This window comes from Collinsella sp. TF10-11AT (assembly GCF_003437565.1).
Classification (GTDB): Bacteria; Actinomycetota; Coriobacteriia; order Coriobacteriales; family Coriobacteriaceae; genus Collinsella.
Genome location: NZ_QSQW01000003.1, coordinates 49,606 through 71,947, shown reverse-complemented (window position 1 = coordinate 71,947; position 22,342 = coordinate 49,606). Strand labels below are relative to the sequence as shown.

Below are 22,342 nucleotides of genomic sequence, written 5' to 3'. Positions count from 1 at the left end.
AAAGTCTGCATGTCACATTGGGAAAGGCGTTCCATGTCACAAGTTTCTAACACCTCGTTTACAACGACGGTCTCATCAAACGCCATGGCCGTGGTGGACTATCTGTCCAAAAGCATGATGTCGGCGCTGCCGTTTATTGTCTGCGCGGCGTTGTTCCGTACCGTCGCCGTCATTATGGGCGAAGGCATGCTGGGCCTGTGGTCTGCCGATTCCGAAATCTATCGCCTGTTCTACAGTTGGCTCTATAACGCCGGCTACTACTTTTTGCCCATTTATCTTGGTTGGGCGGCTGCCCGCCAGCTCGGTTGCTCGGAGCAGCTGGGCATGATGCTGGGCGGCGTATTGATTGCGCCCGATCTGCTTAAGCTCGTCGATGCCGCATCGACGACGGGGGCATCGATGACTTCCGTGTATGGCCTGCTTCCCGCGCCGGTCAACGATTACACGACAACTGTTATCCCGGTTCTCATCTCGGTGCCCGTGCTATGGCGAGTGGAGTGTTTCTTTCGGCGCGTTATCCCTCAGGCCGTGGCGTTTTCGTTCGTTCCGTTTGCAACCATGCTCGTTATGGTTCCGGTTTCGCTGTGTATTACGGCGCCGGCGGGCAGCTATCTGGGCATGCTGTTGGGCCAGCTTATGTTTATGCTTGGTAATTCCGGTGGCATCGTGTCGCTGCTCACGCTCATGGGGCTTGCCGCGGGCTGGGAGTTCCTAAAGATCGCCGGCATCAGCAACGTTGTCCTATCGCTCGCCTATGCGCAGTTTATGAGTGTGGGAACGGATTCGTGCATCCTGATCGCCGCGACGATGGCAACGTTCGCCGTTTGGGGCATGCCCTTTGGCGCGTCGCTTCGCGTTGCGGATAAGGACGAGAAGGCGCTCATGCTGGGCTATTCAATCTCGGGTGTTCTTGGCGGCGTAAGCGAGCCGGCGCTGTACGGTTGCGGCTTTAAATATGGCAGGTGCCTGACGTGCATGGCCATTGGCGGCGCCGTCGGAGGCCTTGTTGCAGCCGTGGGCCACGTTACGGCCTATACCATCGGCATGACGAATGTCCTCATGGTCATTGGCTTTGCCACGGGCGGCATCTCGAACCTGCTGTGGTGCTGCGCTGCCGGCGGTGTGGCATTTGCGGTGTCTGCGGCGCTGAGCTACTGCTTTGGCGTGGTGCCGGCGAAGGGGCAGACGACAGGGGACGGAGCCGATTCACCCGAAACAGTGGCGAGCGCTGCTGAAGTGAGCGCATAAACCTGTGCGACACAAGGACGATTCCTTTGTCATGTTCCAAGGCCGTGGCCCGTGCGGGTTGCGGCCTTTTTGTATCTGGAGGACAAAGTGGCTACACTACAATCCGTTTGAGCAATAGATATATAGGCAGTACCGTGGGGGCGGATGCAGATGGTCGAGTGGATTGTTAAGCGTGCGCAGGGCGACCGTGCGCGCGTGGGCACGTTGACGGGCGTGGTGTGTATTCTCGCCAATGTGGCACTATGTGCTGCGAAGGGCGTAATTGGTGTGGTTTCGGGATCGGTTTCGATCGTGGCGGATGCCATGAACAACCTGTCCGATGCCAGCTCGAATATCGTGAGCGTGCTGGGCTTTAAGCTGGCGAGCAAGCCGGCCGACCCCGAGCATCCTTACGGCCACGGTCGCTACGAGTATCTCTCGGGTCTGGTCGTGGCGGCACTCGTACTGCTGATCGGCCTTGAGCTTATCAAGTCCTCGGTCGAGCGCGTCATCCACCCCGAACCTGTCGAGTTCTCGCTTGCCCTGGTGGCAGTCCTGGCACTTTCGATGGTTGTAAAGCTGTGGATGGCGGCCCTCAACCAAAAGCTCGGTGACCGCATTGAGTCCGAGACGCTGCATGCGACCGCGCAGGATTCCAAGAACGATGTTCTTGCTACGGGCGCCGTGCTGGCGTGCGCAATTGTTTCGCAGGTGACGCACATCAATCTTGACGCATGGGTCGGCCTTGCCGTTGGCGCCTATATTGGCTGGAGCGGTTTTGAACTCATCCAGGATACGGTGAGCCCGCTTTTGGGCCAGACGCCCGATCCCAGGCTGGTCAAGCACATTCGAGACAAGATCATGAGCTATCCCGGCGTTTTGGGCGTCCACGACCTTATGGTTCACGATTATGGTCCGGGCAGGAAGTTTGCAAGTGCGCACGCCGAGATGGCGGCCGAGACCAGCCCGCTGGAAAGTCACGACACACTCGATAACATCGAGCAGTCGTTTAGGGTCGAAGACGGCATGATCGTCACGCTTCACTACGATCCCATCGTGACCGATGACCCCAAGGTGGCGAGCATGCGTTTACGCATTAACGCCATGGCTCAACAGATCGATAGCCGCCTCTCGATTCATGACCTACGCTGTGTGCCGGGTCCTACGCACACCAACGTGATCTTTGACTGCGTGCGTCCCTCGGATCTGCAGATGAGTGCCGATGACTTAAAGCACGCGCTGGCACAACGGGTCGAATCGGAATATCCCAAGTCGATTGCCAAGATTACGATCGACGAAGACTACGTAGGGCATACCCACGAGTAGGGCCGAGCCGATAAAGCAAATGATGCAGAAGGGGAGAGCATGAAGCGTCTATATCTACTCCGCCATGGTCAGACGGAATTCAACGTCAAAAAGCTCGTCCAGGGTCGCTGTGATTCACCGCTCACCGATTTAGGCCGTCAGCAAGCCGGGATGGCAGCCGCATGGCTCAAAGCCCACGGCGTCGTCCCCGACAAAGTGGTCTCATCACCCTTAGGCCGAGCCATGGACACAGCTCAGCTCGTCGCAACCGAACTCCTTGGCCCGGACGCAGCAGCCGAGCCCTGCGAAGGCATCATCGAGCGCTGCTACGGCACCTTCGAAGAAGGCCCCCACGACGCCCTGCCCACCGACGTCTGGGATCCGGGCGAGGATTTGGTCCCCTTCGGAGGAGAAGGAAGCAAAGCGTTGCAAGAACGCATGGTAGCCACCCTCACCAATCTCATGGGCGCCAAGGGCATCGAAACCCTCCTAGCAGTAAGCCACGGCAGCGCCAGCCGCCAATTTATCAAGGCTGTAGCCCCAGGGGGCTTCGAGTTCCCAACAAAACTCCCCAACTGCGCCATCATGATTTTCGATTTCGAAGAGGAAAAGTCGGGAGAAGAAGGCAACGCGCCCCAATCCAAGTTTATCTTGCAGCAAATCATCGATCCTCAACAAAGTAATTAGCTGAGCGAGCAGAGTTAAGCAGACATCAACGTGTCGTCTCCCGAGCACGGCGGAGGGCCGGAGAAATATATTAAGGTCATCGCGAGTTCCGCACGCAAAGGAGAGCACTTAATGTGCTCTCCGTCTTGCGCAGGACTGTAGAGCAGGGACCTTAATATATTTCTCCGGCCCTCCGCCGTGCCCAGGAGCCATCCACGCACTTTACCTGCGTAAACAATGTGAGTGAAATATGAATCTCGATGGATACGCCCGCAGCCGTGTATACTAAACAGCTGTGTGTAACCAGGGGAGTATTCTGGCTGGACAAAATGCCTGCTTAATAGGGTTGTCAGGTAGTCCGGACGCAATACAAGGCTGGGGAGCACGTCGTGTAAGTAGTGGTCCTCTAGGGGCGTACGCTCGGTGGTGTACGCATTGTCCCAAGACCACGCGAGAGTTGGGATCATATCTTGATCAGCATGATTCTCGGCCGCAAGATTGGCATGACCCAGGTTTGGGACGAGGACGATAACGTCGTTCCCGTCACGGTCATCCAGGCTGGCCCCTGCGCTGTCTCGCAGGTTAAAACTCAGGCAACCGACGGCTATGACGCCGTCCAGATCGGTTTCGGCGACATCAAGGCCAAGAACGTGAACAAGCCCATGGCTGGTCACTTCGCCAAGGCTGGCGTCGAGCCTGTCCGCTTCCTTCGTGAGGTCCGCGTCGAGAACGGCGAGGAGCACAAGGTCGGCGAGGTCGTCACCGTCGCTGATTTCGCTGATGTCGAGAAGGTCGACGTCATCGGTACCTCCAAGGGTAAGGGCTTTCAGGGTCGCATCAAGCGCTGGGGTCAGCGCCGCGGTCCTATGACGCATGGTTCTCACTTCCAGCGTCACCCCGGTTCTATCGGTCAGTGCGCCTATCCTGCGCGCGTCCTCAAGGGCGTCAAGATGGCCGGTCACATGGGTAACGAGCGCGTTACCGTCAAGAACCTTTCCGTTGTCCGCATCGATGCCGAGCAGAACCTCATCTTGGTCAAGGGCGCTGTCCCGGGTGCCAAGAATGGTCTCGTCGCCATCCGTATGGCCTAAGGGCCCAGCCCATTTAGCCCAGCGTCATACCAAGGAGAACACTTAAATGGCAAAGTTTGAAGTAAAGAACAGCGAGGGCAAGAAGGTCGCCGAGGCCGAGCTCGCCGCTGAGGTGTACGGCATCGAGCCGAACATCCACGTTATGCACCACATCGTCAAGTGCCAGATGGCCTCTTGGCGTCAGGGCACCCAGTCTGCTAAGGGTCGCTCTGAGGTTTCCGGTGGCGGCAAGAAGCCTTGGCGTCAGAAGGGCACCGGCCGTGCCCGCCAGGGTTCCATCCGTGCTGCCCAGTGGCGTCACGGTGGCGTCGTCTTCGCCCCCAAGCCCCGTTCTTACGCTAAGCGTATGAACAACAAGGAGGTCAAGCTGGCTATGCGCTCCGCGCTGTCCGCCAAGCTGGCCGATGGCGAGCTCGTGCTCGTTGACGACTACGGCTTCGAGAAGCCTTCCACCAAGGCTGCCGTCGCCATGCTCAAGGCTCTCGGCCTTGAGGGCAAGCGTCTGACCATCATCGTTCGCGATGAGGACGTCAACGCCTACCTGTCGTTCCGCAACATTCCCAAGACGTTCATCATCACTGCCGACGAGGCCAACACCTACGATCTCGTCAACAACAACGCCGTGCTGATGCCCGCCGACATCGCCGCTCACTTCGGGGAGGTGCTTGCATAAATGACCGCCCACGAGATCATCATCCGTCCGATCGTGTCCGAGCGTTCCTTCTCCGGCATGGAGCTGAACAAGTACACGTTCGAGGTCGCCAAGGATGCTAACAAGTATCAGATCAAGGACGCTGTCGAGGAGATCTTCGGCGTCAAGGTCGTTCGCGTGAACACCCTGACGGTCAAGCCCAAGACCAAGCGCGTGCGCTATGTCGCCGGCAAGACCCGTTCTTGGAAGAAGGCCATCGTCACGCTGGCCGAGGGCGACACCATCGAGGTCTTTGGCAACCAGGCCTAAGACTCGCTGCTGTTGAGTGAGCTCATGCCTCCCAAATAGGGGAGGCGAGAGCTCAAGGTTTTGGGCGTATAAAATGGACACGCCCGGAACCGTGTATACGTCCGGTGTCATCGCACCCGAGGCAGAACCTCGAATCCCTGTCTGCGATGGCTAACGGATTCCTATTGAAAGGGATTGTAATGGCTGTAAAGCACCTTAAGCCGACCTCCGCTGGTAGGCGTTGGCAGACGATCTCCGATTTCTCCGAGATCACCTGCACCAAGCCCGAGAAGTCTCTTCTCGAGCCCCTGCCCAAGAAGGCCGGTCGTAACAACAACGGCCGCATCACCACCCGCCACCAGGGCGGCGGCGTGAAGCGTCGTTACCGCGTGATCGACTTTAAGCGCAACAAGGACGGCGTGCCCGCCAAGGTTGCCACGATCGAGTACGATCCGAACCGTTCCGCTCGCATCGCTCTGCTGCACTACGCTGACGGTGAGAAGCGCTACATCCTGGCCCCCAAGGGCCTCGAGGTCGGTCAGACCATCATGTCCGGTTCTGACGCCGACATCAAGCCGGGCAACGCTCTGCCCCTCGCCGACATCCCCGTCGGTACGCTCATCCACGCCGTCGAGTTCCAGCCGGGCAAGGGCGCTGCTATCGCCCGTTCCGCCGGTAACTCCTGCCAGCTGATGGGTAAGGAGGGCAAGTACGCTATCGTTCGTATGCCTTCCTCCGAGATGCGCCGCATCCTCGTTACCTGCCGCGCCACCGTCGGTGAGGTCGGCAACGCCGATCACTCCAACATCGTCATCGGCAAGGCCGGCCGTAAGCGTCACATGAACGTGCGCCCGACCGTCCGCGGTACCGTCATGAACCCTGTCGACCACCCGCACGGCGGTGGCGAGGGCAAGAACCACACCTCTGGTCGTCCCTCTGTTACCCCCTGGGGTAAGCCGACGAAGGGCCTTCGTACGCGCAAGAAGAAGAAGGTCTCGAACCAGCACATCATTCGTCGCCGTAAGAAGTAATTTCGGATACCGAGTTTTAGGAGAAAGCACTTATGAGCAGAAGTCTCAAAAAGGGCCCGTTCGTGGAGACTCGCCTTCTCTCGCGTATCACCGCGATGAACGAGGCTGGCAAGAAGGACGTCGTGAAGACCTGGTCCCGCGCGTCCACCATCTTCCCCGAGATGGTTGGTCACACCATCGCCGTCCACGACGGCCGCAAGCATGTGCCCGTGTATGTTACCGAGTCCATGGTTGGTCACAAGCTCGGCGAGTTCGCGCCGACTCGTACGTTCCGTGGCCACAAGGCCAAATAGGGGGTTAACCGTAAATGGCAACTAAGTCTATTGAAACTGAGGCCACCGAGGTTCGCGCCGTCGCTAAGTACGTGCGTGTTTCCCCCAGCAAGGCCCGCCTGGTGGTCGATCTGATCCGCCGCAAGCCTGTCGCTCAGGCCTTCGACATCCTCCACTTCTGCGACCGCGCCGTCGCCGTGGATGTCGAGAAGGTTCTCCGTTCCGCCGTTGCGAACGCCGAGAACAACAACGGTCTGCGTGCCGACAACCTGGTTGTCGCCGCTGCCTATGTTGACGAGGGTCCGACGCTTAAGCGCATCCGTCCCCGCGCCAAGGGTTCCGCTTCTCGCATTCTGAAGCGTACTTCCCACATCACCGTCGTCGTTGCTCCTCGAAAGGAGGCGTAAAGCTGTATGGGTCAGAAAGTCTACCCCACCGGCTTCCGTCTTGGCATCACCGAGAACTGGCGCTCCCGCTGGTTCGCAGAGAAGGATTACGCTAAGACCCTCGGTAACGATCTCGAGATCCGCAAGTACCTCGAGAAGCGTCTTTCCCGCGCAGCTGTCTCCCGCGTCGAGATCGAGCGCGCTGGCGACAAGGTGAAGGTCATCATCCTCACCGCTCGCCCCGGCGTTGTCATCGGTAAGAAGGGTGCCGAGATCGATACCCTCCGCACCGAGCTCGAGAAGGTCGCTGGCGTTTCTAAGGGCCAGCTCTCCGTCGACGTTGTCGAGATCAAGCGCCCCGAGCTCGACGCCAACCTCGTTGCTCAGTCTATCGCCGAGCAGCTCGAGGGCCGCGTTGCCTTCCGTCGCGCTATGCGCAAGGCTGTCCAGTCCGCCCGCAAGGCCGGCGCTAAGGGCATCCGTATCCAGTGCTCCGGTCGTCTTGGCGGTGCCGAGATGGGCCGTCGTGAGTGGTACCGCGAGGGTCGCGTGCCTCTGCACACCCTCCGTGCCAAGATCGACTACGGCACGGCTGTCGCCAGCACCACCATGGGCGCTTGCGGCGTGAAGGTCTGGATCTACCTGGGCGAGAAGCTCCCGGGCCAGCCTGTTCCCAACCCTGCACTCGAGGGCTCTTCCCGTCCTCGTCGTCGTAACTCCGAGAGGAGGGGTCAGTAGTGCTTGCCCCTAAGCGTATTCTTCACCGCAAGGTGCAGCGTGGCTCCATGAAGGGCCAGGCCAAGGGTAATACCGAGCTGCATTTCGGCGAGTTTGGTATCCAGGCTCTCGAGGCCCATTGGATCACCAACCGTCAGATCGAGGCCGCTCGTATTGCCATGACCCGCTACATGAAGCGTGGCGGTCGTGTCTACATCACGATCTTCCCCGATAAGCCCATCACCAAGAAGCCTGCCGAGACTCGCATGGGTTCTGGTAAGGGTAACCCCGAGGAGTGGGTGGCCGTCGTCAAGCCCGGCCGCATCATGTTCGAGGTCAAGGGCGTGCCCGAGGAGGTCGCTCGCGAGGCTCTGCGTCTTGCACAGCACAAGCTTCCCATCAAGACCAAGATTGTTGCTGCTAAGAACGCTGAGCAGCGCATCGAGAAGGAGATGGCTGAGGAGGCCGCTCTCGAGGCCAAGTGGGCTGCTGAGGACGCCGCCGCCGCCAAGGAGGAGAACTAATGAAGCCCGCAGAGATTCGTGAGCTCTCGGACGCTCAGCTCGTTGAGAAGCTGAAGGAAATGCGCGCCGAGCTCTTTAACCTTCGTTTCCAGATGGCCACCAGCCAGCTGGACAACACCGCTCGCGTCAACACCGTGAAGAAGGACATCGCTCGCGTCCTCACGGAGCAGCGCGCCCGCGAGATCGCAGCGGAGAAGTCCGCTGTCGCCGAGTAGGACCTAAGGAGAGAACATGACTGATTCGCGTAACTCGCGTAAGGTCCGTACGGGTGTCGTTACCTCCGTCTCCGGTGCCAAGACCATTGTTGTCACCATCACCGAGCGCAAGCGTCACCCCAAGTACGGCAAGATGATGACCAGCTCCAAGAAGCTGCACGCTCACGACGAGGAGTGCACGGCTGGCGTGGGCGACACCGTCCGCGTTATGGAGACCCGTCCTATGTCCAAGATGAAGCGTTGGCGCCTCATCGAGGTCGTCGAGCGCGCTAAATAAGCAGTCGCTCTTACGACTTGTACGTTTCCGAAGATGTGCGTATGCCTGGCTTGCATACCACAGGCCGTCTAAAGGCTGCGCACCTCTCTTCGGTTCTTAGTTCGGAGGAACATCTACCATGATTCAGATGCAAACCATGCTGAACGTCGCCGACAACTCCGGCGCTCGCAAGATTCGCTGCATCAAGGTGCTTGGCGGTTCCAAGCGTCGTTATGCAGGCATCGGCGATGTGTTCATCGGTGCTGTCCAGGAGGCTACCCCTGGCGCCAACGTCAAGAAGAAGGACGTTGTCCGTTGCGTCGTCGTTCGCACCGTTAAGGAGATCCGCCGCAAGGATGGCTCCTACATTCGCTTTGATGAGAACGCCTGCGTTGTCATCAACAACGATGGTTCGCCCGTCGGCACCCGTATCTTCGGGCCTGTCGCTCGCGAGCTTCGTGACAAGAAGTACATGAAGATCGTCTCGCTCGCTCCCGAGACCCTGTAGTTAGGGGAGATATATGTATATCAAGAAGGGCGATAAGGTCCAGGTTCTCTCTGGTAAGGATCGCGGCAAGCAGGGCGTTATCCTGCGTGCTCTTCCCGCCGAGAACAAGGTCGTTGTCGAGGGCGTTTCGGTCGTCAAGAAGGCCGTCAAGCCCAACGCTGCCAACCAGCAGGGCGGCATCGTTTCGCAGGAGGCTCCCATCGATGCCTCCAACGTCAATCTCGTTTGCCCCGAGTGCGGTAAGGTTACCCGCGTCGGTCACGAGAAGGACGGCAAGAACAAGCTGCGCGTCTGCAAGAAGTGCGGCCACAAGTTCTAAGCTGCCCGCAACATCAAGTTGCTAGCAAAGGCCCGGATGCCCCACGGCACCCGGGCCTTTTTGTATCCCCGCTCGATGGCTTGGGTTTTGCCGTCCCGTCATTCCGGTTGCATCCAGTTTTCGGTGCCGACTCGAATCGAGTGCCGCCAGGTGACACCCTGTCGCGTTTCGTCGGCTTCGGGGACAAAAGTCGGGACAACTCCAAAAACTATTTACGAACTCAGGGCTTTGAGTTTTTGTTTTTGTCCCAAAGGGCGCGGCGGGATGCCTTTGGAGGCTCGATAGCGCCGAAAACGCCCGTTTTGAAACGCAAATGCCTTTTCGAGTGCAAGCCGCAGCTGCAATAGGAAGTGAATCAACGCAGGTGGCTTTCAAGCAGTTTGCAAAACTGCAGGCCGCAGGTCTTCATTGCCAGTAGGAGAAATGAGTAGTCTCAGGTGGCTTGCCCATGAGTTGACGAACGGGATTTGAGATTACGCTGACGTCCGGAAACGCTTCGAGTACGGCGTTACTTTTTTGGGGTTTGGGCGTAGCCCCTGCACCCGCGAGCGCGGGCCTTAAGCCCGCCGAGAGGGTGACGCGTCGAAAGCGAAAGGGAAAGAGAGAAGGGGCCGTCCCTATCATTCAGCTTGCGACCGAAGTAGACAAGGAGGCCCCCTGAGCCTGATTGATGCCCCACAGACCGCGTCCGACCGAGCTCAAGCCGAGCTTTTCCTGACGTCCGCCTTCGCGGAGATGATGGCTGGATTGGCAACACTTATTTGGACGATTCCGGGAGGGACGGCCCCGCCTCCCCGAACTCGACCGGCGACATGTAGCCCAGCGTCGAGTGGATCCTGAAGTTGTTGTACCAGTGCACGTAATCCAAGAGCTTGGCTCGGAGCTCGCGCGTCCCTCCTCGGTCCTTCGGAGTGGCCGACGATCTCCCCGTTGCAGAGGTCGACGAGCAGGCAGACGTAGTTCCACGACGCCCCGACGCGTACGCAGGCCAAGTCGCTGCATATATGGGTGCATGGCGCCCTGCCGACGAAGCCGCGCGCGACGACGTTCGACACGTCGGCCTCGTTGACCGCCCCGGGGTGCACCTTGAACCCCTTCCTGCCGTATGCGCCGGCCAGGCCGTTCTCCCTCATGATGCAGCAGACGCGGCGCCGGCTGACGGTAACGTCCGACCTCCCGGGCGACGCCTCGATCTTGCGCGATCCGTTCCGGCCCTTGCTGGCGGCGTGCGCCGCCGCGGCCGCCGTCGCCCCCGACATTAAGGTCCTCGAGGGCCGCGTCGTCTCCGGCGACCAGTTCGTCTCGCCCACGGAACAGAAGGAGCGCATCCTCGCGACCTTCGGCGACCTGTGCTGCGAGATGGAGGGCTGCACCATCGCGCAGGCCGCCTATCTCAACGGCGTGCCCCCTCGTCGTCGCGCGCGCCATCAGCGACAAGCACTGCGCCGAGGGCCAGGTCGTCGACTACAACACCTTCGAGAAGAAGGCCGCCTGCGATTGCGCCCGCATCGTCGCGCGCATGGTTAAGCTATAGGCCCTACGCGCCGGGGCCCTTCTTTATGTTGGGGCCCCGGCGCGCAGGGCCCTTTCCAAAGCGAAGTGTCGAGCCGAAGTGTTGAGCGTCGGCCCTGAATGTTCAATGGCCGTTGTTTTCTGCCCCTCAAGTGGTGGACTTTTCCTCGGGGCTGTTGATTCCCCCACGCGCCCCCTTCCGTTCTCTGTTCTCCCCTTATACTCCTTGTACGAGGAGGTAAGAAGTCATGGACAAGACCGCGCAGGACAGCTTGGCAAAGAAGCCCGTCGACATGAGGGACAGGATTCTCGAGCATCTCGAGGCCCTCACCTCTGCCGTCTCGCTCGACGACCTTGCCCGTCTGTCCACCACCGACATCGCCGAGACGCTCATCATCTCCAGGAGCCTGGCGAGCCAGTACCTCAACGACCTTGTTCGCGCCGGTCTTGTGGTTAAGGTGGCGGGCAGGCCCGTCCGTTATTTTCATCGCCGCGCGTTCCAGAAGCATTTTCAGGTAAAGCTCTCTGCAAGCGAGTACGCCTCGCTCGCCGACCTCATCCAGGCGACGGGAATCGCCGATCACCGCGACTTCGCGCGTGCCGTGGGCTTCGACATGAGCCTCAGCTCCGTTGTCGAGCAGTGCAAAGCTGCGGTTCAGTACCCTCCGTTTGGCCTGCCCATCCTCTTGAGCGGCGGCGTGGGTGTCGGTAAGTCTTTCCTTTCTCGCCTTGTGTACGAGTATGGCAAGAACCAGGGCTTGCTGCCCCGCGACTCCTCCTATGTGCGCATCGACTGCGCCGGGGTCCCGGACGCCGCCTCGTTCAACGGGCTTCTTGACGAGTCGATCGCGAAATCGCGCGGGGGTGTGGTCTTTGTCAACGGCATCGAGGCACTCTCTCCCTCTGCGATGGAGCACTGTCTTGCGACGGCCCTCGGGCTCGATGCCTCCCAGGATGCGCCGCGCGCTCGTCTCGTTCTTTCGACGACGCTTTCCGCCGATGACCTGAAGGTTTCCTCGGCCTACAGCAAAATGCCCATCTGTGCCCGCGTCCCCTCACTCAAGGAGCGGACCCCCGAGGAGCGCGAGGATCTCATCTTGAGCTTCCTGCGCAGCGAGGGGTGCCGAATCGGTTCTGATGTGAAGATCAGCCGCGGCGCATACCGTTGCCTCGTGAACGCGGACTTTTCCGATAACATCGCCGGCTTGCGCGCCTGCGTGACGAACTGCTGCGCCAAAGCGTTCCTCAATCGCGAGGGCGACTACGTCGTCGTTCGCCCGTATCTTCTTCCCAGTGGGCTCCTCTCCTCCGCGCAGATCGATCAACAGCCCGACGATGGCGTTCTGATCGACGCGTCTCTGGATGCCGCCGAGAGCACAGGGCCGGTCGAGCAGGCGCTCGATGCCCTGTGCTCCCTCGATGAGCGATTCTGCGCCGGGGAGCTTTCTGTCTCCGAGCTCGTCTCGCAAGCTGTCTCCGCTGCGCGCGGCGTTGAGGATCACTTGATCTTCGGCCGCGGCGTTACCTCCTCGAGGTCGCGCGCCTTCGAGCGCGTCGTGGGCGCGGTCCTTGCCGACGCAGGCTCTTCTTATGGCATCGAGCTTTCGAGGAAGGTCGCTTTTCTACTGGCCCAGGAGATTTGCCTGCAGTTGTGGCCGGGCATCGGCCTGGCTAAGCGAAAGTCTGCCTGTGCGGAGCAAATCTCCCATCTCCTCGGTGCCGTGACCTCCGAATTGCCGTTTGCCTCGAGTGTCTCCGATCAGGTCGCCGCAGACGTGGAAGGGGCGCTTGGAATCTCGCTCGATCACTTCACGAAGACGCTTCTGACGCTGTGCGTCGCATCGGAGTCTCGCGATGCGAAGGCCCTTCGGACGCTCTGCGTCATCTTGTCCCACGGCTACTCAACGGCGACGAGCATCGCCGACGCGGCGAACCGTATGCTCGGCATGCATGTGTACGAGGCGGTCGACATGCCCTACGACCAGCAGCTGAAGGACATCGTCGGTCCGCTCCAGCGCCTCGTCGACCGCCATTCCTACTGCACCGGGGTCGTGTTCCTCGTCGACATGGGCTCCTTGGAGGAGGCCTATAAGGCCCTCGAAAACGTTACCGACTCCACTATCGGCGTGGTGAACAACGTCTCTACCGGTCTTGCGCTCGAGATCGGGGTTGGGCTGCTCGGCGGCAAGTCCATCGCCGAGGTTCTTGGCGACGCGACCGCCGCGTGCGTGACGCACTGCAAGGTGATCGAGCGCGTCAACCGTGAGGACGCCATCGTCTTCTGCTCCGAGTCTGGGGTCGACGCCGCGGAAAGGATACGCCAGCTCGTCTCGCAGAGCCTCCCGCGCACCATAGGCGCGCGCCTGCTCACGAGGCCCTTCAAGCAGCTCGTCGCGAACGGGTCGAACGACGCCGTTTTCTCCGAGCACCGCGTCTGCGCCGTCATCGGCACGGGAGACCCCGGGGTCGCCTCCGTTCCCTTCGTCGCCCTCGAGGACATCATGTCGACGGCGTCCGCCTCTAAGGTTGATGCCGTGTTCGGCAGGTGGCTTGACGCTTCCGAGCTCTCTTCTTTCCACGAGAAGTTGCTCTCGAACATGACGCTGCAGAACGTCATCCGCTCCATCACCATCCTCGACCCGGAGCGGCTATTCCACGAGATCGAGAGCGCCGTGCACGAGCTTCAGCGCAGGACAGGCGAGAAGATCGGCAGCAACGCCATCATTGGGCTCTACGTCCACCTCTGCTGTCTCGTCGAGCGCCTTGTTACCAGAAACCCCATTGAGACCTACGTTGGCCAGGACCGCTTCGAGGAGGAACGCGCCGATTTCATCGAGTCCTTCAGGCAGAGCTTCTCGAGTATCTCGACGCGCTATCGCGTAGAGGTTCCCGTAAGCGAGATCGCATATGTCTTCGACTACATAAGCGTGAGCGCCGCCCCGGCGCGAGAAGAGCGCCTCGGCTCCTCGGACCTCCTGCTCGACGAGTGACCTTCCCCGCGCCGCCGCGAGCTGACCGCGCGTCCTCAATAATCCGATAACCCCTTGCCCGGCGCGAATCCGGATAGCGCCGAGGCAGTACCGAACGTAAAACTTCATTTGATAGGAGCAAACATGAGTGTTGTTATGGCACGAATCGACAATCGCCTGCTTCACGGCATCATCGTGACGCAGTGGGCCCCGGTGTCGGGCGCGACCCGAGTCATGGTCATCGACGACAAGGTCGCCGGCGACGAGGTCCTGAAGTCCACCATGAGGATGGCGCGCCCCGCGGGCATGGCCGTCTCGATCATCTCCGAGCAGACCGCGCTCAAGAACTTCGCGGCGGGCAAGTACGACCGCGAGAAGGTCTTTGTCATCGCCAAGGAGCCCGAGACGATCCTTCACCTGGTCGAGTCGGGCATCGAGCTCCCGTCGCTGATCGTCGGCGGCTCTCTTGTCAAGGAGGGCGGCGTCCAGCTCACCCAGCGCGCCTATGCCTCCGCCGAGAACGTCCAGAGCTACAAGGCGCTCATCGCCCGCGGCGTCAAGGTGACGGCACAGTTCGTGCCCGCCGACAAGCCCGTCTCCGTCGCCGACCTCATCTAAGGAGGGATCATGGTCAACTTCACTATCCTGCAGGTCGTCCTTTTGACCCTGCTGGCCTTCATCAAGCACGTGGACTACTACGGCATCCCGATGATCTTCGTCAACTATGCCGTCTTCTGGGGCCTTATCACCGGTGTCGTCATGGGCGACTGGCAGACCGGCCTCGTCATCGGCGGCACCATCCAGCTCATGCAGCTCGGCGTCGCGGGCTTCGGCGGCTCGTCGATTCCCGACTACGGCACGATGGCCATCATCGCCACAGCCTACGGCGTGACCCTGGGCGCGGACACGGGCCTCGCCATCGGCCTGCCGGTCGGCATGCTCGGCATCCAGCTCGACGTCATCGTCAAGATCCTCAACGGCTTCGTCGTCGAGAAGTCCCAGAAGTTCTGCGACGAGGGCAAGTTCAAGCAGATGAACGCCATCCTGTGGGTCTGCCCCGTGCTCTTCGGCCTGTGCGCCGCCCTGCCCGTCTTTGTCTCCGTGACCCTCGGCCAGCCCGCCGTCAACTGGCTCCTCGAGGTTATGCCCCAGTGGTTCCTTTCCGGCCTCACCCTCGCCGGCAAGATGCTCCCGGCCGTCGGAATCGCGATGCTGCTGCGTTACATGCCCACCGGCAAGTACTTCCAGTACCTGCTCGCCGGCTTCTTCCTCTCGGCCTTCCTGAACGTGCCCATCATCGGCGCCGCCATCGTCGGCTTTGCCCTCGCGATCGCGTTCTACCAGCGCGCCGAGAGGGACACCGAGCTCGCCGCCCACGCTTCCGCAGACGCCTTCATCGGAGAGGATGAGTAACCATGGAAAACGAGAACATCACCGCCGTCGCCAAGGGCAAGCCCTCCGGCTACAAGGTCACCAAGAAGGACCTGCGCAACGCGAACTGGCGCTGGCTCATGAGCGTGTGCACCTTCAACTACCAGACCCAGCAGGGCGCCTCAGTCGCCTACGCCCTCTCGCCGGTCCTGAGGAAGATCTACACGAACGACGAGGACTATAAGCAAGCGCTCAACAACCACTTCCGCTACTACAACACCCAGCCTTGGCTCGCCGCCATCATCCTTGGCGCCTGCGTGGCCATGGAGGAGCGCGACGGCCTAGCGGCGGCGGACGCCGTCCAAGACCTGAAGATCGGCACCATGGGACCGCTCGCCGGCGTCGGCGACTCCCTGCTCATGACCATGATCCCGACCATCATGGGCTCCATCGCCGCCTACATGGCCATCGAGGGCAACCCCGTGGGAGCCGGCATCTGGTTCGCGCTCATCCTGGCCATCTTCTGGGTCCGCATGCACGCCCTCGAGTTCGGCTACAAGCAGGGCGTGAAGCTCGTCACCGACTTCAGCGAGAAGCTTCCCAACCTCACTGCCGCCGCCTCCGTGCTCGGCCTCACCGTGGTCGGCTGCCTCATCGCCTCGGTCATCGGCGTCACCTGCCCGATTAGCTTCAGCTTCGGCGACGTCGCGATGGAGATCCAGCCGCTGCTCGACAAGATCCTGCCTGCCATGATCCCCGCCGCCATCACGGGAAGCGCGTATTACCTTCTTACCAAGAAGAACGCGAGCATGACGGCCCTCATCCTCGTGGTGATTGTCCTCGCGATGGTCGCCTCCGCCGCCGGCATCCTCGCTTAGCTTCGACCCAAGAGATTGGTGAATCAATGAGAAAGATAGTTGTGGCGAGCCATTCCCTTCTCGCCCAGGGCTTCAAGGACACCCTCGAGTTCCTTACGGGTAAGGGCGACGCCGTCAACGCCGTGTGCGCCTACGTGAACGACAACGGCGAGGGGCTCGACGCGGCGGTCGAGGCGGCTCTTTCGGGCACTGACGAGGTCGTCGTCCTTACCGACGCGTTCGGCGGCAGCGTGAACCAGCGCTTCTCCCGCTTCGCCTCCGACCGGATCCACGTGATCGCGGGTGTCAACCTCCCGCTCGCCATGACGGTCGCGCTCGCGCGCCCCGACGAGAAGCTCGACTTCGATGCCCTCGTCAACGAGGCGCGCCAGCAGATCATCTACGTGAACGGTGTCAGTTCTGCCGAGTGCGACGACGACGAATAGAGGAGGTCGACGATGAGAGAGTTCCTTAAGGACGTGTGGATGCACGGCGGTGAGGAAAGCCGCGCCATCACCCCCGAGAACATCACGGGCGAGAAGGGCCGCGCCGCCATGTCGGCCAGCCACCTCGGCGTCGGCCGCAAGGGCTCGTGCTGCGTGCCCCTTGAGTCCGGCGAGACCATCACGCTCGCGGACATCGAGGGCCCCGGCATCATCCGCCACATCTGGATGACCGTCCCCGACAAGACCGCCGCCGGCAGCTTCGTCATGCGCGACCTCGTGCTGCGCTTCTACTGGGACGACGAGGAGACCCCCTCGGTCGAGTGCCCTGTCGGCGACTTCTTCTGTAACGGCTTCGGTGAGCGCGCCATTGTCAACTCAATGCCCATCTGCGTGAACCCGACGGGCGGCATGAACTGCTACTTCGAGATGCCCTTCAGGAAGCACGCCAAGGTCACGCTTACGAGCGAGCACCCCGGGTTCATTAAGTACATCTTCTACACGTTCAACTACGCGCTCACCGACGTGCCGGACGACGCCATGTACTTCCACGCTCGCTTTAACCGCGAGCGCAGCACCCGCAGGGGCGTCGACTACACCGTGCTCGACGGCGTGCGCGGCAAGGGCTACTACGTCGGCACCTACATGGCCCTGTGCGCCCTGGAGCGCTATTGGTGGGGCGAGGGCGAGATGAAGTTCTTCCTCGACGGCGACGAGGAGTTCCCCACGGTCACCTCGACGGGAGCCGAGGACTACTTCGGCGGTGCCTGGGCCTTTCTCGACAGGCCGCCCCACGCGCTGCCCGAGGCGCAGTGCTTCAACACGCTGTTCGCCGGCTACCCGTACCGCTCGACGCGCGACGCCACGCGCGACCGCTTCAGCGCGGGCAAGCCGAACCCGAACCCGATGCTCGCGACCAACGACGACGCGCTGCCCAGGCACGGTCTCTACAGGTGGCACCTTCCCGACCCGATCTCGTTCAAGGAGGACCTGCGCGTGACATTCCAGGACCTCGGCAACGACGACATCAAGCTCTACGAGCGCGAGGACGACATCTCCACCGTCGCCTACTGGTACCAAAGCGAGCCGCACGCCGTGCTCGCCCCGTTTGCCGCAAGGCAGGACCGCGTGCCCAGGTAGGGTCGCCTCGAAACATGCCAACGTTATGGGCGCCCGCGGTTGACCATGGCTACGGGCGCCCCTTTGCAAGGAGGATCACATGAGCGAAAAGCAAATGAGGCTCGGCGCCCTCGAGGCCGGCGGGACCAAGATGGTCTGTGCCGTGGTGTCCGGCGACGGCGAGGTCCTCGACCGTATGGAGACCCCGACGCTTGCGCCCGCCGAGACCGTCCCGCAGATGATCGAGTGGTTCGCCGCCCGCGATGTGGACGCGTTGGGCATCGGCGCCTTCGGCCCGACCTGCGTCGACCCCGCCGACGAGCGCTACGGCTCCATCCTGCAGACCCCCAAGCTCGCGTGGCGAGGCTATGGTCTTCGCGCCGCGTTCGCCGACGCCCTCGGGATTCCGGTGGCCTACGACACGGACGTGAACGTTGCCTGCCTCGGCGAAGTGGTCTTCGGCTGCTGCAAGGGGCTCGAGGACGCCGTCTACGTGACCATCGGCACCGGTGTGGGCGCGGGCGTCATGTGCGCGGGCAGGCTCCTTCACGGCATGCTGCACCCCGAGGCCGGCCACATGCTGGTAAGGACCCGTCCCACCGAGGAGGGACGCTGCGTCTGCCCGAGCCACGCGAACTGTCTCGAGGGCCTCGCCTCCGGCCCCGCCATCGCCGCGCGCTGGGGAAAGCCCGCGGCCGAGCTCGCGGACAACGATGAGGTGTGGGCGCTCGAGGGGGATTATCTGGGGCAGATGTGCGCGAACCTCGTGCTCATGTACTCGCCTCGCCGCATCGTCCTCGGCGGCGGCGTGATGCACCAGGAGCAGCTCTACGGCATCGTCCGCAAGAAGACCCTCGAATATCTGGGTGGCTACATCCAGACCGCCGAGCTTAAGGACATGGAGAGCTACATCTGCGCCCCGGGCTGCGGCGGCGACCAAGGAATCCTCGGCGCGGCCGAGCTGGCAAGAAGGGCGCTCGCGTAACTTGCGCTCTCTCCGCCATACAACGCGTTAAGAAAAGACGAGCGCTTCTTGCCAATTGAGCGGCAAGAAGCGCTCGTCTTTTGCATTTGTTTTTGGGGCAGGACGCCCCGCCTCCGCTAGAGTCCCTGGACCGCCACACCCACGAGGTTTGGACCGGTGTGGACAAGAAACGCGGGGCTGATGTCGGAGCGGACGACCTCCACCGCGTTGGCCACGCGCTCGCACAGGGCCTGCTCCATGCGGTCGTAGAGGTCGGCGTGGGCCGAGGTGCAGCTCGCGGCAAAGCGCACCTTGGGGTGCTTCTCGACGATGGCGGCGATGAGCTTGATCTCGGTGCGCTGCGGTGCTTGCACAGCCATTTCGTGTGCGCGAGGCTGTTGGCTTTCTGGGCCACAGCAATCACCTTCCCCCTAGCATGATGACCTGAACAATCCTCATGCTAGGGGGAAGGTTTTTGTCGCGTAGCGGAAATTGGCCTCCACCCGCTGAGCGGGTGGCTTTCTATGCCGCGCGTGCCGTGCGGCACGGACTAAAGTCCATGAATAAAAACGAGGAAGGCCACGTCCGGCCTCCCTCGCAAAGAGTCTCTGATTGCTCCCACTCATTGGGGACAGACTTACATGAGTGATTGCACTTATTGGGGACAGACTTAAATGAGTGCTCTTGAAATGCCGGCGCCTGGGGACGTTCTTTTTCTGTCTGCAGTTTGGGACGTTCCTTTTCTGTCGGCAGTTTGGGACGGTCCTTAGAGCTGCAGCGCGCCATGAGCGACGAGGCGAAGCGGATCATCCTGTCTTTCGAGTTCTAAGCATAAGCCCCTGTCTCTGAGCAATGACCGGTTCGCATTTGTGCGCATTTACGTGCGTGGGATTGCGTGAATATGCGTATAGATGCGCCGTTTACGGGATAAAAATGACCGTTTAGCGGTGAGATACGCAAAAACGCGCACAGAAGCGCGTGTTTGTGCGAATATAGAGCTGTCAGAAAGCAAGGCGTTCTATGACACAGGAGGCACATAATGGCAGATTCCAAGCAGGCTCCGCTCGACGCCGCGGCAGCCGCCAAAGCAGCGTTCGCTTCGGTCCAGGACAAGCCGTTCCCCGACGATATTTTTACGGCTCCCGAGCTCCATTGGGCCGTCATCGGTTGCGGCGTTATCGCCAACCAGATGGCTCAGTCCCTTGCTCTTGCCGGTCGCAAGCTTGCGGGCGTCGCCAACCGTACGCCGTCCAAGGCTCAGGCTTTTGCCGAGCAGTATGGCATCGAGAAGGTCTACGACACGGTTGAGGACCTCTACGCCGATCCTGGCATCGACGCCGTCTACATCACTACCCCGCACAACACTCATATCACCTATCTGCGCGCTGCCCTGGCAGCCGGCAAGCACGTGCTCTGCGAGAAGGCCATTACCCTCAATTCCGCTGAACTCGATGAGGCCCGTGCCATTGCCGCCGAGCACAACGTGGTCCTTATGGACGCTACCACGGTGCTCCACATGCCCTTGTATCAAGAGCTGCGTCGCCGCATGGATGCCGGCGAGTTCGGCCGCATGAACCTCGCTCAGCTCAACTTTGGTAGCTACAAGGAGTACGGCGACCTGACCAACCGTTTCTACAATCGCAACCTTGCCGGCGGTGCCATGCTCGATATTGGTGTGTATGCCCTGTCCGTCATGTGCCTGTTTATGGCGAGCCAGCCCGCCGAGGTCGTGTCTCTAGGCAACACCTGCGAGACTGGAGTCGATGTTGCGGGCGGCATCGTCTGCCGCAATGCCGAGCAGCAGCTGGGCGTCGTGAGCCTTACGCTTCACTCCAAGCAGCCCAAGCGCTCGGTCATCAGCTTTGACAAGTGCTACATCGAGGTCAACGAATATCCGCGTGCCGATCACGCGACCATCGTGTGGACTGCGGACGGCCACCGCGAGGAGGTCCACGCAGGCACCGAGGCTTACGCCCTGTGTTATGAGATGGCCGATCTTGAGAAGGCCGTTGCCGGCGACGACTCCAAGCGCGAGCTTCTGGATTATGCTTCTGATGTTATGGAGCTTATGACCAAGCTTCGCGCCGATTGGGGAGTCGTGTACCCCGAGGAGGAGTAAGCGATGCTTGCGGAAGATAGGCTCAACGCAATCGTGTCGATGGTGCAGCAGACGGGCTCGGTTACCGTACCGGAGCTTGCTGAGGCCCTGGGCGTGACGGCGTCTACCATTCGGCGCGACCTGCAGACGCTCAATCGCGCACACCGTATCGCCAAGGTGCACGGTGGGGCGACGAGCCTTGAGCGCGCGCACGTGACGCGCGACCTAACGCTTAATGAGCGCAGCGATCTCCATAACGACGACAAGGAACGTATCTGCGCCCGTGCGGCGGCGCTGGTGGAGCCCGAGAGCTTTGTGTACATCGACTCGGGCTCGACGACGCTCAGGCTCATCGAGCATCTTCCACACCTTGAAGGTGTCACCTATGTGACCGATTCCGTGCTCCATGCTCAACGCCTTGCTTTGCGCGGCATGCGTACCGTGGTGCTGGGTGGCGAGCTCAAACCCGAGACCGAGGCGCTCGTTGGCCCCGATGCCTTGGCAACCTTAGACCGCTACAACTTCAACTGTGGCTTTTGGGGCTCTAACGGCATTGCCGCCGAGCAGGGCTTCACGGCGCCCGATATCGAGGAGGCGCAAGTAAAGCGTATCTCGATGCGCCATACGGCCAAGCGCTTCGTAATCTCGGACGCCAGTAAATTTGGCATGGTGGCGCCCGTCAAGTTCGCGGACTTCCGTGACGCAACGATTGTTACCGCAGGCGATGTCCCTGCCAAGTACCGGGCAATGGACAACGTCGTCACGGTCTAGCAACAGGGGACCGGCTAAGGGCCAAAACCACCGCGAAGGGGCAGGAACCTTTGTGGTGGTTTTGACGTTTGCCCAGATAAAACCTGCCAAAATAAACCTGTCCCTTTTCGGCAGGTTTTAGGGCTCCCAGGGGCAGGGGGCTTCGATGTGAATGTGCTCGCCGGTTACGGGATGCGTGAAGGACACGCTGTGGGCGTGGAGCATCAGGCCGCAGGGGCGCGGCGTTCCGTACAGGTCGTCGCCAACCAAGGGATGATGCTCGCTCGCCAGATGCACACGGATTTGGTGCTTGCGGCCGGTGAGCAGCTCGACATCGATATACGAGCGCGTGGGCAGGCCACGACGGCTCTTAAGACGCTTGAGCACCTTCACGCGCGTTTGAGACGGCTTGCCGCTGGCGCCGACGCGCATCTTTCGGCTGTCGTGACGGTCGCGGGCGATGGGCTTGTCGATGAGCTTTTCGTTCCAGTCGATCTTGCCCTCGGCGAGCGCCAGGTAGTGCTTTTCGAAAGCGTGGTCGATGACCATCTGGTCAAAGGCGGGCTGCGTCTGCTTGTCGAGCGAGAACAACACCACGCCGGTGGTGTCGCGGTCCAGGCGGTTGAGCGGCTGCATGTCGGTCGCGGCAAAGCCGTCGCCCATCGCCAGCAGCAGGTCGCTGGCGTAGTCGGTGAGCGTGCGCTCGCCGGTGCCGTCGCCGTGGACGATCATGCCGGCAGGCTTGTCGATGGCCATGAGCCAGGCGTCGCAGTAGAGGACTTGAGGTTCTTCGTTCACGTGT

27 protein-coding genes and 1 pseudogene are annotated in these 22,342 nt (G+C 61.1%); 25 read left to right on the top strand and 3 right to left on the bottom strand.

The window, feature by feature from the left end; translation table 11 throughout:
• Positions 1–33: 33 nt before the first annotated feature.
• The 15 genes and pseudogenes from DXC99_RS03095 to rplX all read left to right on the top strand — a co-directional run bounded on the left by DXC99_RS03095 (position 34) and on the right by rplX (position 9,457).
• Positions 34–1,248, top strand: coding sequence for a PTS transporter subunit EIIC (locus DXC99_RS03095; RefSeq protein ID WP_117629224.1), 1,215 nt, complete (start codon positions 34–36; stop codon positions 1,246–1,248).
• Between the two features lie 150 nt (positions 1,249–1,398).
• Positions 1,399–2,553, top strand: coding sequence for a cation diffusion facilitator family transporter (locus DXC99_RS03090; protein ID WP_233505655.1), 1,155 nt, complete (start codon positions 1,399–1,401; stop codon positions 2,551–2,553).
• A gap of 39 nt (positions 2,554–2,592) precedes the next feature.
• A complete protein-coding gene (locus DXC99_RS03085; protein WP_117629222.1) occupies positions 2,593–3,219 on the top strand; it encodes a histidine phosphatase family protein in 627 nt (208 codons plus the stop codon).
• Positions 3,220–3,668: 449 nt separating this feature from the next.
• A complete protein-coding gene (gene rplC / locus DXC99_RS03080) occupies positions 3,669–4,289 on the top strand; it encodes a 50S ribosomal protein L3 (RefSeq protein WP_035137484.1) in 621 nt (206 codons plus the stop codon).
• Positions 4,290–4,335: 46 nt separating this feature from the next.
• A complete protein-coding gene (gene rplD, locus DXC99_RS03075) occupies positions 4,336–4,962 on the top strand; it encodes a 50S ribosomal protein L4 (protein ID WP_006235032.1) in 627 nt (208 codons plus the stop codon).
• Positions 4,963–5,250 (top strand): 50S ribosomal protein L23, encoded by a 288-nt coding sequence (gene rplW, locus DXC99_RS03070; protein ID WP_022094197.1) that lies wholly within the window; start codon positions 4,963–4,965, stop codon positions 5,248–5,250.
• Positions 5,251–5,429: 179 nt separating this feature from the next.
• Positions 5,430–6,260, top strand: a complete 831-nt coding sequence (gene rplB / locus DXC99_RS03065) for a 50S ribosomal protein L2 (RefSeq protein WP_022094198.1) — start codon at positions 5,430–5,432, stop codon at positions 6,258–6,260.
• 32 nt (positions 6,261–6,292) lie between these two features.
• Positions 6,293–6,553 carry a 30S ribosomal protein S19 gene (rpsS, locus tag DXC99_RS03060; protein WP_006235035.1) on the top strand — a complete coding sequence of 87 codons (261 nt, stop codon included), beginning with the start codon at positions 6,293–6,295 and terminating at the stop codon, positions 6,551–6,553.
• A 14-nt stretch (positions 6,554–6,567) separates the two neighbouring features.
• A complete protein-coding gene (gene rplV / locus DXC99_RS03055; RefSeq protein WP_006235036.1) occupies positions 6,568–6,939 on the top strand; it encodes a 50S ribosomal protein L22 in 372 nt (123 codons plus the stop codon).
• A gap of 6 nt (positions 6,940–6,945) precedes the next feature.
• Entirely contained in the window at positions 6,946–7,656 is a 711-nt protein-coding gene (rpsC, locus tag DXC99_RS03050) for a 30S ribosomal protein S3 (RefSeq protein ID WP_006235037.1), read from the top strand.
• Positions 7,656–8,051: pseudogene (gene rplP, locus DXC99_RS03045) on the top strand (50S ribosomal protein L16); the annotation flags it as partial. The gene rpsC and the pseudogene rplP, both read left to right, overlap by 1 nt.
• A 107-nt stretch (positions 8,052–8,158) precedes the next feature.
• The gene (gene rpmC, locus DXC99_RS03040) at positions 8,159–8,374 is read left to right on the top strand and encodes a 50S ribosomal protein L29 (RefSeq protein ID WP_006235039.1); all 216 of its coding nucleotides are present in this window, start codon (positions 8,159–8,161) and stop codon (positions 8,372–8,374) included.
• Positions 8,375–8,390: 16 nt separating this feature from the next.
• Positions 8,391–8,651, top strand: a complete 261-nt coding sequence (gene rpsQ, locus DXC99_RS03035; protein WP_006235040.1) for a 30S ribosomal protein S17 — start codon at positions 8,391–8,393, stop codon at positions 8,649–8,651.
• Between the two features lie 118 nt (positions 8,652–8,769).
• Positions 8,770–9,138, top strand: a complete 369-nt coding sequence (gene rplN / locus DXC99_RS03030; protein ID WP_006235041.1) for a 50S ribosomal protein L14 — start codon at positions 8,770–8,772, stop codon at positions 9,136–9,138.
• 13 nt (positions 9,139–9,151) lie between these two features.
• On the top strand, positions 9,152–9,457 hold the full coding sequence (gene rplX, locus DXC99_RS03025; RefSeq protein ID WP_099432059.1) for a 50S ribosomal protein L24: 306 nt from the start codon (positions 9,152–9,154) through the stop codon (positions 9,455–9,457).
• Between the two features lie 757 nt (positions 9,458–10,214).
• Here the strand turns inward: rplX and DXC99_RS10485 are convergent.
• Entirely contained in the window at positions 10,215–10,316 is a 102-nt protein-coding gene (locus tag DXC99_RS10485) for an IS3 family transposase (protein WP_233505658.1), read from the bottom strand.
• Between the two features lie 227 nt (positions 10,317–10,543).
• On the opposite strand from DXC99_RS10485, the gene DXC99_RS03015 reads away from it, so the two are divergent.
• The 8 genes from DXC99_RS03015 to DXC99_RS02980 all read left to right on the top strand — a co-directional run bounded on the left by DXC99_RS03015 (position 10,544) and on the right by DXC99_RS02980 (position 18,713).
• The gene (locus tag DXC99_RS03015) at positions 10,544–10,984 is read left to right on the top strand and encodes a hypothetical protein (RefSeq protein ID WP_369831447.1); all 441 of its coding nucleotides are present in this window, start codon (positions 10,544–10,546) and stop codon (positions 10,982–10,984) included.
• A 233-nt stretch (positions 10,985–11,217) separates the two neighbouring features.
• Positions 11,218–13,959, top strand: a complete 2,742-nt coding sequence (locus DXC99_RS03010) for a PRD domain-containing protein (RefSeq protein WP_117629221.1) — start codon at positions 11,218–11,220, stop codon at positions 13,957–13,959.
• A gap of 123 nt (positions 13,960–14,082) precedes the next feature.
• Positions 14,083–14,556, top strand: a complete 474-nt coding sequence (locus DXC99_RS03005; RefSeq protein WP_055287016.1) for a PTS sugar transporter subunit IIB — start codon at positions 14,083–14,085, stop codon at positions 14,554–14,556.
• A gap of 9 nt (positions 14,557–14,565) precedes the next feature.
• The gene (locus DXC99_RS03000) at positions 14,566–15,351 is read left to right on the top strand and encodes a PTS sugar transporter subunit IIC (protein ID WP_117563755.1); all 786 of its coding nucleotides are present in this window, start codon (positions 14,566–14,568) and stop codon (positions 15,349–15,351) included.
• Positions 15,352–15,353: 2 nt separating this feature from the next.
• Positions 15,354–16,187: a PTS system mannose/fructose/sorbose family transporter subunit IID gene (locus tag DXC99_RS02995; RefSeq protein ID WP_117563754.1), complete on the top strand. Its 834-nt coding sequence runs from the start codon at positions 15,354–15,356 to the stop codon at positions 16,185–16,187.
• Positions 16,188–16,213: 26 nt separating this feature from the next.
• Positions 16,214–16,612 (top strand): PTS sugar transporter subunit IIA, encoded by a 399-nt coding sequence (locus DXC99_RS02990; RefSeq protein ID WP_117629220.1) that lies wholly within the window; start codon positions 16,214–16,216, stop codon positions 16,610–16,612.
• A 12-nt stretch (positions 16,613–16,624) separates the two neighbouring features.
• Complete coding sequence (locus DXC99_RS02985; RefSeq protein WP_172676343.1) at positions 16,625–17,749, top strand: glycoside hydrolase family 172 protein; 1,125 nt, start codon at positions 16,625–16,627, stop codon at positions 17,747–17,749.
• 79 nt (positions 17,750–17,828) lie between these two features.
• Positions 17,829–18,713 carry an ROK family protein gene (locus DXC99_RS02980; protein WP_199408853.1) on the top strand — a complete coding sequence of 295 codons (885 nt, stop codon included), beginning with the start codon at positions 17,829–17,831 and terminating at the stop codon, positions 18,711–18,713.
• Between the two features lie 116 nt (positions 18,714–18,829).
• Here DXC99_RS02980 and DXC99_RS02975 read toward each other — a convergent pair whose 3' ends face one another.
• The gene (locus DXC99_RS02975) at positions 18,830–19,066 is read right to left on the bottom strand and encodes a hypothetical protein (protein ID WP_117629219.1); all 237 of its coding nucleotides are present in this window, start codon (positions 19,064–19,066) and stop codon (positions 18,830–18,832) included.
• A 665-nt stretch (positions 19,067–19,731) separates the two neighbouring features.
• Between DXC99_RS02975 and DXC99_RS02970 the strand changes: the two genes are divergently transcribed.
• Entirely contained in the window at positions 19,732–20,811 is a 1,080-nt protein-coding gene (locus DXC99_RS02970) for a Gfo/Idh/MocA family protein (protein ID WP_117629218.1), read from the top strand.
• A gap of 3 nt (positions 20,812–20,814) precedes the next feature.
• Entirely contained in the window at positions 20,815–21,561 is a 747-nt protein-coding gene (locus DXC99_RS02965; RefSeq protein ID WP_117629217.1) for a DeoR/GlpR family DNA-binding transcription regulator, read from the top strand.
• A 117-nt stretch (positions 21,562–21,678) separates the two neighbouring features.
• On the opposite strand, the gene DXC99_RS02960 is transcribed toward DXC99_RS02965, so the two are convergent.
• Positions 21,679–22,338, bottom strand: a complete 660-nt coding sequence (locus DXC99_RS02960) for an RluA family pseudouridine synthase (protein ID WP_233502584.1) — start codon at positions 22,336–22,338, stop codon at positions 21,679–21,681.
• Positions 22,339–22,342 lie beyond the last annotated feature (4 nt).

Bases quoted from the DNA above. Each gene is read 5' to 3' on its own strand.
- DXC99_RS03005 (WP_055287016.1), top strand. From the start codon at position 14,083: ATGAGTGTTGTTATGGCACGAATCGACAATCGCCTGCTTCACGGCATC.
- DXC99_RS02965 (WP_117629217.1), top strand. From the start codon at position 20,815: ATGCTTGCGGAAGATAGGCTCAACGCAATCGTGTCGATGGTGCAGCAG.
- rplB (WP_022094198.1), top strand. From the start codon at position 5,430: ATGGCTGTAAAGCACCTTAAGCCGACCTCCGCTGGTAGGCGTTGGCAG.
- rpsS (WP_006235035.1), top strand. From the start codon at position 6,293: ATGAGCAGAAGTCTCAAAAAGGGCCCGTTCGTGGAGACTCGCCTTCTC.
- rpsQ (WP_006235040.1), top strand. From the start codon at position 8,391: ATGACTGATTCGCGTAACTCGCGTAAGGTCCGTACGGGTGTCGTTACC.
- rplW (WP_022094197.1), top strand. From the start codon at position 4,963: ATGACCGCCCACGAGATCATCATCCGTCCGATCGTGTCCGAGCGTTCC.
- DXC99_RS02980 (WP_199408853.1), top strand. From the start codon at position 17,829: ATGAGCGAAAAGCAAATGAGGCTCGGCGCCCTCGAGGCCGGCGGGACC.
- rpmC (WP_006235039.1), top strand. From the start codon at position 8,159: ATGAAGCCCGCAGAGATTCGTGAGCTCTCGGACGCTCAGCTCGTTGAG.
- rplX (WP_099432059.1), top strand. From the start codon at position 9,152: ATGTATATCAAGAAGGGCGATAAGGTCCAGGTTCTCTCTGGTAAGGAT.
- DXC99_RS03000 (WP_117563755.1), top strand. From the start codon at position 14,566: ATGGTCAACTTCACTATCCTGCAGGTCGTCCTTTTGACCCTGCTGGCC.
- DXC99_RS03095 (WP_117629224.1), top strand. From the start codon at position 34: ATGTCACAAGTTTCTAACACCTCGTTTACAACGACGGTCTCATCAAAC.
- DXC99_RS02990 (WP_117629220.1), top strand. From the start codon at position 16,214: ATGAGAAAGATAGTTGTGGCGAGCCATTCCCTTCTCGCCCAGGGCTTC.
- DXC99_RS03010 (WP_117629221.1), top strand. From the start codon at position 11,218: ATGGACAAGACCGCGCAGGACAGCTTGGCAAAGAAGCCCGTCGACATG.
- DXC99_RS02995 (WP_117563754.1), top strand. From the start codon at position 15,354: ATGGAAAACGAGAACATCACCGCCGTCGCCAAGGGCAAGCCCTCCGGC.
- rplN (WP_006235041.1), top strand. From the start codon at position 8,770: ATGATTCAGATGCAAACCATGCTGAACGTCGCCGACAACTCCGGCGCT.
- rplV (WP_006235036.1), top strand. From the start codon at position 6,568: ATGGCAACTAAGTCTATTGAAACTGAGGCCACCGAGGTTCGCGCCGTC.
- rpsC (WP_006235037.1), top strand. From the start codon at position 6,946: ATGGGTCAGAAAGTCTACCCCACCGGCTTCCGTCTTGGCATCACCGAG.
- rplD (WP_006235032.1), top strand. From the start codon at position 4,336: ATGGCAAAGTTTGAAGTAAAGAACAGCGAGGGCAAGAAGGTCGCCGAG.
- DXC99_RS03085 (WP_117629222.1), top strand. From the start codon at position 2,593: ATGAAGCGTCTATATCTACTCCGCCATGGTCAGACGGAATTCAACGTC.
- DXC99_RS02970 (WP_117629218.1), top strand. From the start codon at position 19,732: ATGGCAGATTCCAAGCAGGCTCCGCTCGACGCCGCGGCAGCCGCCAAA.
- DXC99_RS03090 (WP_233505655.1), top strand. From the start codon at position 1,399: ATGGTCGAGTGGATTGTTAAGCGTGCGCAGGGCGACCGTGCGCGCGTG.
- DXC99_RS02985 (WP_172676343.1), top strand. From the start codon at position 16,625: ATGAGAGAGTTCCTTAAGGACGTGTGGATGCACGGCGGTGAGGAAAGC.